This window comes from Galbibacter kalidii, from assembly GCF_026241135.1.
GTDB lineage: Bacteria > Bacteroidota > Bacteroidia > Flavobacteriales > Flavobacteriaceae > Galbibacter.
On the sequence record NZ_JAPFGA010000003.1, the window covers coordinates 91101 to 106347 of the forward strand.

A 15247-nucleotide genomic window follows, 5' to 3' on the forward strand; every position below is an offset into this window, starting at 1 on the left:
CTACGCTATTCACACTCCCATGTGAAGTTGGCAATGTTGTAACCTAAGGTAGGTCTGTAATTGTAATGCCACCATTCTGAAGTGATCGAACCAAATCCATGAGATTCCATAGTCGCTTTTAAGGTTTTTCTGTTTTTCAACACTTCTTCATCAAGATTTTGATAAGCATGCCGGGCTTCTCTTCCGAAGAAATCAAAAGAAGTCCCCATATCGAGTTCGTTTCCATCTAAATCGGTCAGGGTAATATCTACAGCCCCTCCCTTGTTGTGAATAGACCCTTTTGCTGGATCGGCCACATAAGTAGGATTGGGAACAATTTTCCACATCTTTTTCTGTACGTCATGCGGACGATAACAATCAAAAAATTTAATGCGATAGCCTTGCTCCATAAAATCCTTATTGGTTTCAATAAGTGCTTTGGCTGTGACTGCTCTCACATAACATTCTCCACATTCATACACTTGAGCCTCTAAAAAATTATCAGTAGTTGCATATTTCATTTCATACACAAAATCATCACTATAATCGGCTAAACGAACAAAAACGGTGTCGTTTAATTCATCCAAAGGTGTTGGTTCAGGAATCGCCTCCTCTTCTACTGAAGCCAATTCTTCTTCAACTTTTATAATCGTGTCGACAGCTACTGTCTCTTCAACAACACTTTTTTCTGTTTTACTCTTGCAGGAGACAACAAAACCAACTGCCAATAACATCAATAAATAATATCGCATTTTTATCTTTTTAGATTAATCCTCTACCCCGGGGATAATCCCATAAGGCATTTAATAAAAACAAAAACATTTCGACGCAAGCCTGCCTGACGGTAGGCAGGCGTCGGAGCATTTTAAATCTCACTTAGTGAGTAAAAATATAAAAATTGCGGTAAAAACGACTTCAGATGCATACTTGTTAATTTTTGATACCTAAAATTTCGTTATTCACAAAACTTCAATTTTTAAGTAATTTACGTATATGTAAATACGTATTTTTACTTATATTTGATTTCAAATTACGTAGATATGAAGAAGATTATAGTAATTGGTAACGGGATGGTTGGTTATAAGTTCTGTCAAAAAATAACAGCTAAAGCCAACAGGAATGATTTTGAAATACTGGTATTTGGTGAAGAGCCAAGACCGGCATATGACAGGGTACACCTCAGCGAGTACTTTGGAGAAAAAACAGCCAATGAGCTCATGATGGCACCGGCTGAATGGTATGAGGAAAACAATATTGAATTACACACTTCTTCTCTTGTTTCAAAAATTGACACACACCACAAAACCATAACTACTTATAAAAATGAAAACTTTACGTATGACTACCTAGTAATCGCGACCGGGTCTTCTCCTTTTGTCCCACCAATTCAGGGTTCAGACAAATCCGGGGTTTTTGTGTATCGCACCTTAGAGGATTTGGACGCCATGAAAAGCTATGCTGCCAAACTGAAGACTAAAGGAAGAAACAAAGCCGCGGTCCTAGGTGGTGGTCTGCTCGGATTGGAAGCGGCAAATGCAGCAAAAGAACTGGGAATGGAAACTCATGTAGTAGAGTTTGCGCCACGTTTGATGCCGAGACAATTGGATCTTCCGGCCAGTAAATTACTTACTGAAAAAATCGAAGATTTAGGCATTAAAATTCATTTAGAAAAAGCAACTACCGAAATAAAAGGTGAAGATGGTATCGAAAAAATGGAGTTTAACGACGACACCCATCTTAATGTAGATATGCTTATTATTTCTGCAGGTATTCGTCCGCGTGATGAACTTGCAAGGGATGCAGGTATCAAAGTTGGTGAACGTGGTGGTATTTGGGTCGACAACAAAATGCAAACCTCAGCAGAAGATGTGTATGCCATTGGAGAAGTTGCATTATACAACAGCATGATTTACGGTTTGGTAGCTCCTGGTTACGATATGGCCGATGTGGCTGTAGAACAAATCACCGGAGGTGACGAAGTTATGGAGTCTTCAATAGATATGTCTACGCAATTGAAATTGATAGGGACAGAAGTAGCCAGCTTTGGCGATCCGTTTATCGAAGATAATGATGTTTCTGTTATCGCTTTTGAAAACAAGCATAAAGGTATATACAAACGAATTAATGTTACCAAAGATGGAACAAAACTCCTTGGAGGTATTCTCGTAGGGGATTCTTCCGACTATAACACCTTGTTCCAACTCTATATCAACGAAATGAAACTCCCCGAAAACCCCGAAGATCTTATTTTGGGAGCTCGTGGTGGAGAAAGTGATGCTATGGGCAGTGTTCTCGATTTTCCGGATTCGGCACAGATATGCTCTTGCGAAAGTGTTTCCAAAGGCGATATCTGCGGACTGATCGAAAATGGAACCTGCTCTTCAATGTCCGGAGTTGTGAAAAACACCAAAGCGACAACCGGATGCGGTGGGTGTAAACCTATGGTAACCGACTTGGTAAACGAAACGCTTAAATCCTTAGGACAGGAAGTAAAAGAAACGATTTGCGAGCATTTCGAGTACAACCGTCAGGAACTATATGACTTAATCAAGATAAACAAGGTCGAGACTTATGACGAAGCGTTGGACACCCTCGGGAAAGGTGACGGATGTGAGGTTTGTAAACCGGCCTTGGCTTCTTTGTTTTCCAGTATCTATATGGAAACGGCCAACAAACAACCTGTTATTCAGGATTCAAACGACCGCTTTTTGGCAAACATTCAACGTAACGGGACCTATTCTATAGTTCCAAGGGTAGCCGGTGGGGAAATCACTCCTGAAAAATTGATGGTCCTTGGGAAAGTAGCTCAAAAATATGACCTCTATACAAAAATCACAGGTGGACAACGTATTGATCTCTTCGGAGCAGAATTACACCAACTTCCACTTATTTGGAAAGAACTTATTGATGCCGGATTTGAAAGTGGACATGCCTATGGAAAATCCCTGCGAACGGTAAAAAGTTGTGTAGGATCGACTTGGTGCCGCTACGGAATGCACGAAAGTGTTTCTTTTGCTATCGAGATAGAAAACCGTTATCGCGGACTCCGATCTCCTCACAAACTAAAAGGAGGCGTTTCAGGATGTATCAGGGAATGTGCCGAAGCCAGAGGTAAAGATTTCGGAATTATTGCCGTAGAAGGCGGTTGGAACCTTTATGTATGTGGAAACGGCGGTGCTACACCAAAACATGCCATCTTGCTCGCTGAACAATTGGATAGTGAAACCTGTATAAAATACTTAGATCGATTCTTAATGTACTACATACGTACCGCTCCTCCCCTCACCCGTACAGCTCCTTGGTTGGAAAAGCTCGATGGAGGGATCGAATATCTGAAAAAAGTGATTGTTGAAGATTCTTTAGGAATCGCAGAAGATCTGGAAAAAGAAATGCAAGGTTTAGTCAATAAATATGAATGTGAGTGGAAACAAGCTATCGAAGATCCTGAAATGATGAAACGTTTCACACACTTCGTAAACTCTGATGACACTGATGAAACTCTTGAGTTTGTTTCGCTAAGGAACCAAAAAATGCCAAGACCTTGGTAAACTACTTCGGGGCAAGCCTGTCTACCGACAAAGGCAGGCTCACGAGGTATTAGCCGGAAAACCTAAAAAAACATTTCAACACAGGCGTCGGAACATTTCAAATCTCACTGAGTGAGTAAAAAATCCATTTATCAATTATAACTAATTATGGAACACATACTTCAACAATATCAAACGGTAGCTCAAGCCAAAGTAACAAACTGGTTTAACGTAGGGAATGTCAACAATTTTCCTGAAAACGGTGGCGCTTGTATTAAATACAAATCCAAACAGATTGCGGTGTATAACTTTACCCGAAAATCACAATGGTATGCGTGCCAGAACTTGTGTCCGCATAAAATGGAAATGGTACTTTCAAGAGGTATGATTGGTGATGCCAGCGGTATCCCAAAAGTTGCCTGTCCGCTACACAAAAAGACTTTTTCACTAGAAAACGGGGGAAACCTCAACGGTGAAGATTATAAAATTGCTACTTATCCTGTTAAAATTGAAAATGAAAATGTGTATATTGGCTTTACTGATTAATTAGTAAAGTTATGAGTTTATCCATTTTTGAAAAAGCAATTGAAAAAATAGACACTGAAAATGCCAAAGATCCCAACAAAGAAAGTTTTCAAGGGGAGGAATATTCAAAAGAATTGCTTTACTCACAGCGAATGACAGAAACGTTGCTAGATTTCTATCCGCAAGCTCCTCAGGAATTGCAAATTGCAGCAAGAGCACAACACATTGAGCGATGGAAAATAGACCGGGAAACCTATCCTATGGATCGTGTGGGTTATCTGAAATGGCGTGAAGATCTAAAAAAAATGCACGCCAAATTAACCGCCGAAATATTGACGGAGGTTGGTTATGATTCTGATTTTATCGATCGGGTTTCCTTTTTGATCCAGAAAAAAAAGATGAAAAAAGACGAAGACTCCCAAACCTTGGAAGATGTGGTCTGCCTTGTTTTTCTTCGTTATTATTTTGAAGACTTCGCTGCCAAACACCCCGATGATAAGATCATTGATATTCTCCAAAAAACTTGGCGAAAAATGTCTGAAAAAGGGCAAGAAGCTGCTTTAAAACTCCCATTGGACGAAAAAAGCACCTCCTTGATTCAAAGAGCGTTGGCATAAACACATGAGCAACAAAGCTTCAACTTTAGATCAAAACACTTTTAAAAGACTCAGGCAACTCTACGTTATTGCACTAAGTCTCATTGCTATTTCGGTTATCGTTAGTCAGATTTTGGTACAACGTTTTTTAATCAAACAGCAAGACGATGCCAAAGTAGTCAATATCGCAGGAAGGCAGCGTATGCTTAGTCAAAAACTGACCAAAGAGGTCTTGCTGCTTTCAACAGGAAAAAATTCACTCTCCAATCAACAACTAACCGATACTATCGAAAACACTCTTGGTTTATGGGCAACGTCCCACAAAGCCTTGCAAAACGATAGTATTAACATTGAAGCCAATAATTCGGATGCTATAAAACAAATGTTTGGTGAACTCCAACCGGCTTTCGATCAAATACAAACTTCCGTAAAGCGGATTCTTCAAAAAGCCCGGACAGCCGAAGAGAGCATCAACATTCATAGTGAAGTTGATGAACTCCTCAATAATGAGCAGCAATTCCTCACTACTATGGATCGTATTGTAAATCAGTATGACCTTGAGGCGACCGAAAAAGTGGAAAAACTCAGAAGGTTGGAACTTATTTTATTCATCATTGCCCTCGGAATTTTATTGGCGGAATTCCTATTCATCTTCCTTCCGGCTGCAAGAAGTACCAAAGAAGTCATAGGAAAGTTGTTGGTATCGGAAAAAAATGCCAAAGAAATGGCTTACAACGCCGATATGATGAGCATGGAAAAAGAAAGGTCAGTCAAACAACTTAAAGCGCTGAGTCTTGCCATGGAACAAACGCTGTTGTATGCCCGTATTGATCCTGAAGGACATTTGGTGCATTTGGGGAATAAGTTTTCTTCATTTTTCAATCATCGGAATTTCGATTCAAACCTCCGTTTTTCAGAAATTATTTCCACGGAACAGGATGAAAGGGAAACCATTGAAAAAATCATTGCCGACAATCAAAGTACTGGTTGGCAAGGTGAAGTAAAAGGAACTACGGGGCAGAATACTCCTGTTTGGCTTGAAATGTCGGTTATTCCATATCATTCCGGGGAGAAAAAAGAAGAATTGCTCATTATCTGTTTTGATATCACAAAACGAAAATTGGCACAACTGGAGGTCGATCGGCTAACCAGGGAGCATTTTGAAGCAAAAATGGATCAGCAGAAAACCATTTCAGCAAAAATCATAGAAAACCAAGAGCAAGAACAAAACCGAATTGCCAAGGATATTCACGACGGCATCGGACAGATGTTGACCGGATTGAAATTCAATATTGAAAGTATCGATATTGACGACAAAGAAAAAGCTTCTGAAAAAATAGAACACCTGAAAGAACTCACCACCAATATTATTAAAGGAGTGCGAACTGCCACTTTCAACCTTGCTCCGCCTGAATTGACCGACCACGGGGTTGTTTCAGCCCTTGTAAAACTCACACAGGAACTAGCTAAGTTTACCGGAAAGAACATCACGCTAATCAACAAAACCGATTTTAATAGCCGCTTGGATTCCTTGATTGAAATCAACATCTACAGAATTGTCCAAGAAGCTGTAAACAATGCCATTAAATATGCTGAATCTTCTCATATTGTCGTAAGTATTTCACACAGCAAAGAGATCTTGAGCATCATCATTGATGATAACGGAAAAGGTTTTGATATTGAGAAAAAGAAACCCCGCAGTAAAGGAGAAGGCGGTATGGGACTCACTTTTATGAAAGAACGTATAAAGTATATCAACGGACGCCTGTTTTTAAATTCAAACCCCGGAGAAGGTACCCGTATCACACTCAATATTCCTATTAAAGAATAACACATAATGATGAAAAACAGTTTTTCTGCTAAAATCGGAATCATAGGGATAAATCCGTTTGTTTTTATTCCCCAAGCGGTACTGGAAAAGGTTTTTAAGGATGCAGGTAAAAGTAAAGGCAGTATTCCGGTAAGAATGAAGATTGACGATCATGAATTCACTCAAACCTTAGTTAGATATAGTGGCCATTGGCGCTTGTACCTAAACACCCCGATGAGGAAAAAAGCCGGAAAAGAAGTTGGGGACACTGCAGTATTTGAAATTGCTTTTGATCCTGTTGAACGCATTACCCCTATACATCCTAAACTTGCTTTAGCTTTGGATAAAAATCAAAAAGCAAAAGCCGTTTTTGATCAATTAAATCCGTCGCTACAAAAAGAGATCGTTAAATATATTTCCTTTCTTAAAACAGAAAAAAGTATTGACAAGAATGTCATCAGGGCCATCAACTTCCTTTTAGGCAAAGAGCGTTTTATTGGTAGAGACAAGCCATAATAACTCATATTTTTTAAAACGAACACATTTACGTAAAATTCCTTACTTTAGTACTTAGATATTCAAATTCCAAATGAACACGATCAACATCATATTAGCAGACGACCATGTTTTGGTTAGGGACGGAGTCAAATCTTTGTTGGAAAACGACAAGTCCATCAAAGTTATAGACGAAGCCTCAGACGGAAAAGAGGCTGTAGAAGTAGTTGCCAAAAGCAAACCCGATATCCTTGTTGTTGATATAAGAATGCCCGAAAAAAACGGTATTGAAGTAGTAAAAGAAATCAAAAAAACAACTCCGGAAGTCAAAGCACTCGTACTTTCCATGCACGATTCAGAAGAATATGTCATTCAATCTATTCAAGCAGGAGCCGATGGTTATTTATTGAAAGGTTCGAGTAAAGAAGAATTCCTTAAAGCACTACACACCATTGCCGACGGAGGTAAATATTTTACAGGCGACATCTCTTCTATCATCATCAATAATTTTGTTGATGGGAAACCTGCCAAGCCACAAAAGAAGGAACCCATTAATGATTTCCACCTCACCAAACGAGAAAAGCAAATATTATCACACGTCTTGAAAGGGCAAAGCAATAAAGAAATTGCAGAAGAATTAAAGATCAGTAAACGAACTGCCGAAGTACACCGTTTTAACCTGATGAAGAAGTTGGGAGTGAAAAATCAAATAGAATTGGCCAACAAAGCTAGAACTCACAATCTGGTATAAAACTTCCTCCCTACAAGCTTAAACTTTCTCCGTAAGAATCAATATTTCATTATTTTCAACAGGGATTAATTATCAATCTATTAATTAAAATTGCTTAAAATTTCGATTTGATAATTCCACTAAAATACTTACTTCAAATTTGCTTTTAATACGTATTAATACTTAATTTTATCATCACTAATATTAAGTATTATGCAAACAACTCCAGAAACTAAAGCAACTAAATTAAATTTAAAGGCTATAAAAAGCACTCCTATAAGAACGTTTTGGATCTCTTCCTTTGCCTTTTTCTTGTGTTTTTTCGCATGGTTTGGCATTGTGCCTTTCATGCCTGATGTTATAAAAGATTTAGGGTTGACCCCCAGCCAAAAATGGAATGCGGTTATTCTAGCAGTATCGGGGACTGTATTTGCGCGCTTACTCATAGGTAAATTGTGTGACAAATACGGTCCACGGCTGTGTTACACATGGCTGTTAACCCTCGGAGCCATTCCGGTTATTTTAAGCGGATTGGTACAAACACCGCTTCAATTTCTTATTTGCAGGCTATTTATTGGTTTTATTGGTGCCTCTTTTGTGATCACACAGGTACACACCTCCTTAATGTTTGCTCCCAATGTTGTGGGCACAGCCAATGCTACATCAGCAGGTTGGGGTAACTTGGGTGGCGGTGCCAACCGATTGGGAATGCCACTTATCGCTGCTGCCGTAATTAGTTTTGGAGTAGCAGAAAGTGAAGCTTGGCGCTATGCCATGGTGATTGCCGGGATTGTATGTTTTATTATGGGGATTGTCTATTATTTCTTTACCCAAGACACCCCTGAAGGAAACTTCAAAAACTTGAAAGAAAAGGGAAAAAAGGTTCCGAATCTCAAAAAAGACCAAGTTGGTTTTTCAGAAGCCATTAAAGATTATAGAGTGTGGATATTGTTTATCGTCTATGCCGCTTGTTTTGGCATTGAACTGACCGTATACGGTACTATGGACGATTATCTTCAAAACACTTTTCAGTTGGAGCGGGTTACCGCCGGAAATATTGTCCTCTCTTTTGCGCTGATGAATATTTTTGCGCGTACCCTGGGTGGGTTTTTTGGTGATAAATCCGGAAAACTCAAAGGGCTACGTGGCCGGGTTATATTTCTCGCTGCTATTTTAACCCTTGAAGGAATCATTTTATCGACTTTTTCGATGATGACAAGTTTGACACTGGGTGTCATATTTCTCATTTTATTTAGTTTGAGCGTTCAAATGGCTGAAGGTGCTACTTTTTCGGTAGTCCCTTTTATCAATAAAAAGGCGATTGGTTCTATTTCGGGTATTGTAGGCGCCGGTGGTAATGTCGGTGCATTTTTGGCCGCTTTACTTTTAAAGTCCAAATCGGCCGTAGCGGAAAAAACAGCTATTGTAGAAAGTCAAGGTTTAGGGGAGACTGCAGTAAAAGTTGCACAGTCTGAAGCTGCTGCAAATGCTGTATCCAGTGGATATTTGGTCATTGGATTCTTTGTAGTATTTACCGGACTAATTGCTTTAGCCATTCGCTTTTCGATTGAAGATGAAAAAAATGCCGAGAGAGAACTTAAAGAAATCCGAGGAGAATTTGTTACCGTCAATAGTTAGGGTTAAATTTATAAAAGGAATAAGGATATTTAAAACATACACAAGGTGTTGAAAAAAGAAGTAAAAACCACTTGTTCATATTGTGGTGTAGGCTGTGGGATCGTTGTAAAAAAGGATGCCGAAAATAAAGTTTATGTGGAAGGAGATAAAGACCATCCAGTAAACAAGGGAATGCTTTGTTCCAAAGGAATGAACCTGCATTATGTGGCCAACGATACTTCTGACAGAATTTTATATCCCGAGATGCGATGGAGCAAGTCTCACCCTCGGGAACGGGTTTCTTGGGATGATGCCATGGAAAGGGCCGCTTCAGTTTTCAAATCGATTATAAAAAAATACGGTCCGGACAGTGTTGGCTTTTATGTTTCCGGGCAGTGTTTAACAGAAGAATATTACATCGCCAACAAGCTTACAAAGGGTTTTATAGGTACCAATAATATCGATACCAATTCCCGTCTCTGTATGAGTTCGGCTGTTGTAGGCTATAAAAAAACATTTGGGGAAGACTCTGTTCCCATCGCCTATGATGATATTGAATTGGCAGATTGTTTTTTGATCACAGGAGCAAATCCAGCATGGTGCCACCCTATTCTCTTCCGAAGGATTGAAAAACACAAAGAAGAAAACCCCGACGTAAAAATTGTCGTGGTCGATCCCCGCAAAACAGATTCAGCCAATTTTGCTGACCTTCACTTACAGATTATTCCGGGTACCGATGTCATTCTTTACAATGCCATCGGACGACGATTGATAGAACGCGGATTGATAGATTCCGATTTTATCAAACAACACACAGAGAATTACAAAAAATATAAGGAGCAAATCCTATCAACTCCTATTAAAAAAGCGGCAAAAATTTGTGGTGTTTCAGAAAAAGACATCAAGAAAGCTGCAGATATGATCGGCTTGTCCAAAGGTTTTATCAGTATGTGGGCCATGGGGCTTAACCAAAGTGTGATGGGGACTGATAAAAATTTTGCACTACTGAACCTTTCACTTATCACAGGTCAAGTGGGGAAACCCGGTTCCGGACCTTTTTCCCTTACCGGACAGCCCAACGCTATGGGCGGACGTGAAGTCGGTGGAATGGCCAACCTTTTGGCGGTACACAAAAATCTTTTAAACGAGGAACACCGAAAAGAAGTCGCACAGTTTTGGGGTGTTAACAGTATTTCAGGAAAACCTGGTTATACAGCCACCGAAATGTTTGACGCTTTGGAAAAAGGGAAATTAAAAGCAGTTTGGATCGTCTGTACAAATCCGCTTGTGAGTATGCCCAATGTTAGAAAAGCAGAAAAAGCATTAAAGAACGCTAAATTTGTTGTCGTTCAGGATATCTCCCATAAATCAGATACCACCAAAGTAGCAGACCTTCTTCTACCGGCAGCCGGTTGGTTGGAAAAAGAAGGGACCATGACCAATTCTGAACGTCGGATCTCATACTTGCCAAAAGTGCTGAATGCTCCGGGTGAAGCAAGAGCCGATGTGGAGATTTTATGTGACTTTGCCGATAAGATGGGATATCGAGGTTTCAATTACAACTCTACTGAAGAGATCTACAGGGAATATTGCGATATGACCAAAGGAACCAATATCGATATTTCTTTTTTGAATTACGACCGACTGAAGAACGAGGGCACCATTCAATGGCCTGTCAATGAATACAGACATCAGGGAACTCCCCGCCTATTTGAAGACCGCAAATTTTATACGCCTTCACAAAAAGCAATTTTCAATGTGCCCTACAGCACAGAGAACGCTTCCATACAACCGGATAGTGAATATCCTTTGGTTTTAACAACGGGAAGAGTACGCGATCAATGGCATACCATGACCAAAACAGGAAAGGTATCGAGATTGCATACCCACTACCCTACACCTGTTCTGGAGATCAATCCGGTAGATGCATACATCCATCATATAAAAGACGGAGATGTCACAGAGATAAAAAGCCGGAATGGTGAGGTGAGACTTCGGGCCAAAGTAACCAAAAATGTACGCGAAGGTGTCATTTTTATTCCAATGCATTGGGGAAAAGTGTTGAACAGCGATTTGAACCGTGTCAATAACCTTACCAACAATATTGTTGATCCACAATCGAAAGAGCCTGATTTTAAGTACACAGCCGTATCGGTTGCCAAATACAAGAAAGAAAGCGAGAAAATCCTTGTTGTCGGAGCTGGCGCGGCAGCATTTAGGTTTGTTCAAAATTATAGGGATCACGATTCAGAAGATGAAATCCATGTGTTCTCTAAAGAAGCGCATCCATTTTACAATCGGGTGTTGCTCCCTGAATATGTAACCGAAGAACTCTCTTGGGATCAGCTACAAAAAATAAAGAAAAAAGAACTCGAAAAACTCAAAACCGATATACACCCGGAGACGTTCATCGTCGAAATCGACAGGAAAAATAAAACCATAACAGACAATCATAACGATATCCATTCTTATGACAAACTAATCCTGGCTACGGGAAGCCGGGCTTTTGTTCCAAAGGACGTACAACTGAATCTTCCGGGTCGATTTACCTTACGAAGTAAAAATGATGCCGATCGATTTAAAAAGCATTTAGACAATACCAATCTGCCTACAGAACAACAGCATGTTGCCATTGTTGGTGGTGGACTCCTAGGATTGGAATTGGCAGCAGCATTAAAACATCAAGGGGTAAAAATCACGATCATACAACGTTCTTCCCGCTTGATGGAGCGCCAGCTCGATATCACTTCAAGTAAGCTTCTGGCGATGAACGTTCAGGAAAGAGGAGTTCAGATCTATTTTGATAATGAAGTCAGTACCGTTTTTGACGATGAAGAAAACAACGACCTCTCCATTACCCTAAAAAGTGGTAAAATTATCAATGCTCATGCCGTTGTATATGCTATAGGAACACAACCTAACATAGAGATAGCTAAACAATGTGGCTTGAAATACGGAAGAGGCGTTAAAGTAAATCAACACTTACAAACTTCCGATCCCTCTATTTTTGCTATTGGTGAGATTGCGCAGTTCAATAACCGTTTATTCGGAATTACTTCCGCAGCTGAAGAACAGGCCGATATCCTTGCTCATTTCATTGCCGGGGATATCAGTAGTTCATACAAAGGTTCTGTTTTGATGAATATTTTGAAGTTCAACGACCTTGACCTGTGTAGCATTGGTGATATTGAGTTTCCTGAAAATGACAACAGTTATGAAGAAATCATTTTTACTGATGTAAGCAAAAGGTACTACAAAAAGTGTATCGTCAAAGACGATCTTCTGGTTGGGGCTATTTTGATGGGTGACAAGAATGAATTTGCCGAATTTAAAGAAATGATCGAGAGCAAAATGGAGCTCTCTGACAAGAGGGAAACGCTTCTCCGCGGAACATCCAATTCAAAACCGGTCTTGGGAGAACTCGTTTGTTCGTGTAGCCGCGTAGGCGTAGGAAATTTAGAAGAAGCCATTCAACAAGGATGTACGGATTTTACCGAATTGTGTAAACAAACCGGTGCCGGACTCGGGTGTGGAAGTTGTAAAACCGAAGTAAGGGAGGTCCTGAAAAGCCAAGAAGTATTGGCGTAAAAATTAAGGTATGAAAAAGGAATTATACAGATTGATCGTTAAAGGCGGAGTACTTTCTCCGGGAGAATTAAAATCCATCGCTGAAGCTGCTGAAAGTTCCGGTTTAAAAACCATTTCGTTCGGTTCGCGTCAAGACATCCTTTTTTCAAAAGAGGTAGAAAAGGAAAAACTGTCCAAATTCAACGACCTTGAATGGATAGCCCCCAATGAAACAGGAACCGATAATATTGTTTGCTCTTATGTTGCTGCTGACATTTTCCCGAACACTTCATGGCTTACTGGCGATCGATATTTGTATATTCTAGAACAATTCAGGCACCACCCAGTTTTAAAAATCAATATTTCGGATCCCAAACAGCGTTTAGTACCACTTTTTACCGGTCATTTGAATTTTATCGCCTCCACACATGAGGATTACTGGTATCTGTATGTGCGATTGCCGTATTGGGAAAAAACCATCATGTATCCGGCTTTGATATACAGTTGGGACATTGCAGATGTATCAATTGCTATCGAAAATCTCTTGCAAGAGGAACCCGAAACCATTGAAATGGTTTTCGAATTGATCAACGACGCCATCGACACTAACAACAGGACAGTCGATACCCCTTTAGATGTTCCTTTTCATCCCTTTCCTTATTATGAAGGAATGAACAAAATAGGGCTCGATAAATATTGGTTGGGACTCTATTGGAGAAACAATGAATATGACCTCGATTTCCTAAAAGCCATGTGCGACCTCTGCGCCGAATGTAAAATAGGGAAGGTGTGTATCACACCGTGGAAATCGTTTATTATCAAAGGAATTCAGGCTGAATTCAAGCTGAAATGGGAAAAATTTCTGGGAAAAAGAGGAATAAATGTCCGCCACTCTATGTTGGAGTTGAACTGGCACTTGCCGGTAGACAACAAAGATGCTTTGAAACTCAAGCGGTATTTGGTCGCCAATTTTGATCAAAATGATATCAGTACCTACGGACTCACTTTCGGAATAACCGACTACACCCGACAAGCTTATTATTTCACCTCCATTGTTATTGAAAAAAACAAACAACCCGAAGTTGCAGGTGATTTCACCATACGCGACACCTACAATTTGTTGTATGCAAAGGATTTTGACCCGAATACCATAGAATATATCACCCATGTTCAGGATGTTGATAAGGTAGAACTTCCGGGGCTGTTGATGGAGCTCAGTAAGATGTACTTCAACTCCTTAGGCGAAGAAACAAAAAAAGAGGAAAAAGAAACCAAGAAGAAAAAAGAAATAGAGGTCGATGTATACCAGTGTACCGAATGTATGACCATCTACGACCCTTCTTATGGTGACCAAACCCAAAACATTGCTCCCAATACCCCTTTTGAAAGCCTCCCGGAAGATTATCACTGCTCCTTATGTGAAGCTTCCAAAGAACACTTAAAGCATATGACGTTGGTCAAAGAGGTGAAATAGTTAATCATGCCTTTGCCCTCTAAAAATCTTAAACAGGTGTAAAACATGAGGGAAAATAGCATCCATGGATTCTTTTGCTCCATTGGTGGATCCCGGAAGTGCCAGCACTAAACAGTTTCCAATCGTTCCTGCAACACTACGCGAAAGCATCGCAAAAGGCACACGTTCTTGTCCGTAGCTACGGATAGCCTCTTCTATTCCCGGAATTTCCCGTTCGAGTAATGGTCGGAGTGCTTCAGGGGTTACATCTCTTAGGGACAAACCGGTTCCACCTGTATAAATAAGTAAATGATGGTCTTTTGACAATTCAACTGCTTTTTCCGCAATTATTGATTTTTGATCAGGAATGACCTCATAATGATCAGCCTTAACATCACAACGTTTTAACTTTTCAATAATCGCTTTCCCGGCCGCGTCTTCCTTCTTCCCTGCAGAAATCGAATCGGAACAAACCACTACAGCAGCAGTCAAATTGGAAGTGTACATCCGCTTAAAGCTTTTCTGTCCGCCTTTGTTAGTCACAATCCTTACAGCACCCATCTCGGCAATAACATCCAATTTCTTCAGCTTATTGTAAACGGTTAGTCCGGCTACCGATGCTCCGTACATGGCTTCTACGTTCAAATCTGTTTTATGAATGGCTTTTGCCGTAACCTTGAACGTTAAACCATTTCCTTTCTGTTCACTATCAACAGCGATATGATCGATCAAAGACGGATAGGCTCCGGGAATACTTGTCGACGCACTTTTCACTGCCAATTCAGCTGCATTTTTTGCAGACTCCAAGAGTTCAACACTCAATGTAGAAACTGCTTTTTCACTTAACTTCAGGCTTATTTCCGCAATGGATGTCCGCGCTGTTTTTATATGATTTGATAAATCCATTTTTTGTTGACGGTTAAAAACCCTTGAACCTTAAATTTTAAA

At 40.1% G+C, this 15247-nt stretch carries 11 protein-coding genes; 9 read left to right on the top strand and 2 right to left on the bottom strand.

Annotation, left to right across the window (positions count from 1 at the left end):
* Positions 1-5: 5 nt before the first annotated feature.
* Positions 6-731, bottom strand: a complete 726-nt coding sequence (locus OOZ15_RS04490) for a M15 family metallopeptidase (RefSeq protein ID WP_265954661.1) — start codon at positions 729-731, stop codon at positions 6-8.
* Positions 732-1019: 288 nt separating this feature from the next.
* Here OOZ15_RS04490 and nirB point away from each other — a divergent pair, with 288 nt between their 5' ends.
* From nirB to OOZ15_RS04535, 9 genes are all read left to right on the top strand, one after another.
* Positions 1020-3527, top strand: a complete 2508-nt coding sequence (nirB, locus tag OOZ15_RS04495; protein WP_265954663.1) for a nitrite reductase large subunit NirB — start codon at positions 1020-1022, stop codon at positions 3525-3527.
* A 147-nt stretch (positions 3528-3674) separates the two neighbouring features.
* Complete coding sequence (gene nirD, locus OOZ15_RS04500; RefSeq protein ID WP_265954664.1) at positions 3675-4052, top strand: nitrite reductase small subunit NirD; 378 nt, start codon at positions 3675-3677, stop codon at positions 4050-4052.
* 11 nt (positions 4053-4063) lie between these two features.
* The gene (locus tag OOZ15_RS04505) at positions 4064-4648 is read left to right on the top strand and encodes a DUF4202 domain-containing protein (RefSeq protein ID WP_265954665.1); all 585 of its coding nucleotides are present in this window, start codon (positions 4064-4066) and stop codon (positions 4646-4648) included.
* A 4-nt stretch (positions 4649-4652) separates the two neighbouring features.
* A complete protein-coding gene (locus OOZ15_RS04510; RefSeq protein WP_265954667.1) occupies positions 4653-6458 on the top strand; it encodes a sensor histidine kinase in 1806 nt (601 codons plus the stop codon).
* Between the two features lie 6 nt (positions 6459-6464).
* Positions 6465-6953 (top strand): YdeI/OmpD-associated family protein, encoded by a 489-nt coding sequence (locus OOZ15_RS04515; protein ID WP_265954669.1) that lies wholly within the window; start codon positions 6465-6467, stop codon positions 6951-6953.
* A gap of 73 nt (positions 6954-7026) precedes the next feature.
* Positions 7027-7683 carry a response regulator transcription factor gene (locus OOZ15_RS04520; protein WP_265954671.1) on the top strand — a complete coding sequence of 219 codons (657 nt, stop codon included), beginning with the start codon at positions 7027-7029 and terminating at the stop codon, positions 7681-7683.
* A 192-nt stretch (positions 7684-7875) separates the two neighbouring features.
* Positions 7876-9300: an MFS transporter gene (locus OOZ15_RS04525; RefSeq protein ID WP_265954672.1), complete on the top strand. Its 1425-nt coding sequence runs from the start codon at positions 7876-7878 to the stop codon at positions 9298-9300.
* Positions 9301-9345: 45 nt separating this feature from the next.
* On the top strand, positions 9346-12867 hold the full coding sequence (locus OOZ15_RS04530) for a nitrate reductase (RefSeq protein ID WP_265954674.1): 3522 nt from the start codon (positions 9346-9348) through the stop codon (positions 12865-12867).
* Positions 12868-12877: 10 nt separating this feature from the next.
* The gene (locus tag OOZ15_RS04535) at positions 12878-14320 is read left to right on the top strand and encodes a rubredoxin (protein ID WP_265954675.1); all 1443 of its coding nucleotides are present in this window, start codon (positions 12878-12880) and stop codon (positions 14318-14320) included.
* Here the strand turns inward: OOZ15_RS04535 and OOZ15_RS04540 are convergent, their stop codons facing one another.
* Positions 14321-15205, bottom strand: coding sequence for a molybdenum cofactor synthesis domain-containing protein (locus OOZ15_RS04540; RefSeq protein WP_265954676.1), 885 nt, complete (start codon positions 15203-15205; stop codon positions 14321-14323).
* Positions 15206-15247 lie beyond the last annotated feature (42 nt).

Coding starts and splice junctions, on each gene's coding strand:
- OOZ15_RS04490 (WP_265954661.1), bottom strand. CDS start 731: ATGCGATATTATTTATTGATGTTATTGGCAGTTGGTTTTGTTGTCTCC.
- nirB (WP_265954663.1), top strand. CDS start 1,020: ATGAAGAAGATTATAGTAATTGGTAACGGGATGGTTGGTTATAAGTTC.
- nirD (WP_265954664.1), top strand. CDS start 3,675: ATGGAACACATACTTCAACAATATCAAACGGTAGCTCAAGCCAAAGTA.
- OOZ15_RS04505 (WP_265954665.1), top strand. CDS start 4,064: ATGAGTTTATCCATTTTTGAAAAAGCAATTGAAAAAATAGACACTGAA.
- OOZ15_RS04510 (WP_265954667.1), top strand. CDS start 4,653: ATGAGCAACAAAGCTTCAACTTTAGATCAAAACACTTTTAAAAGACTC.
- OOZ15_RS04515 (WP_265954669.1), top strand. CDS start 6,465: ATGATGAAAAACAGTTTTTCTGCTAAAATCGGAATCATAGGGATAAAT.
- OOZ15_RS04520 (WP_265954671.1), top strand. CDS start 7,027: ATGAACACGATCAACATCATATTAGCAGACGACCATGTTTTGGTTAGG.
- OOZ15_RS04525 (WP_265954672.1), top strand. CDS start 7,876: ATGCAAACAACTCCAGAAACTAAAGCAACTAAATTAAATTTAAAGGCT.
- OOZ15_RS04535 (WP_265954675.1), top strand. CDS start 12,878: ATGAAAAAGGAATTATACAGATTGATCGTTAAAGGCGGAGTACTTTCT.
- OOZ15_RS04540 (WP_265954676.1), bottom strand. CDS start 15,205: ATGGATTTATCAAATCATATAAAAACAGCGCGGACATCCATTGCGGAA.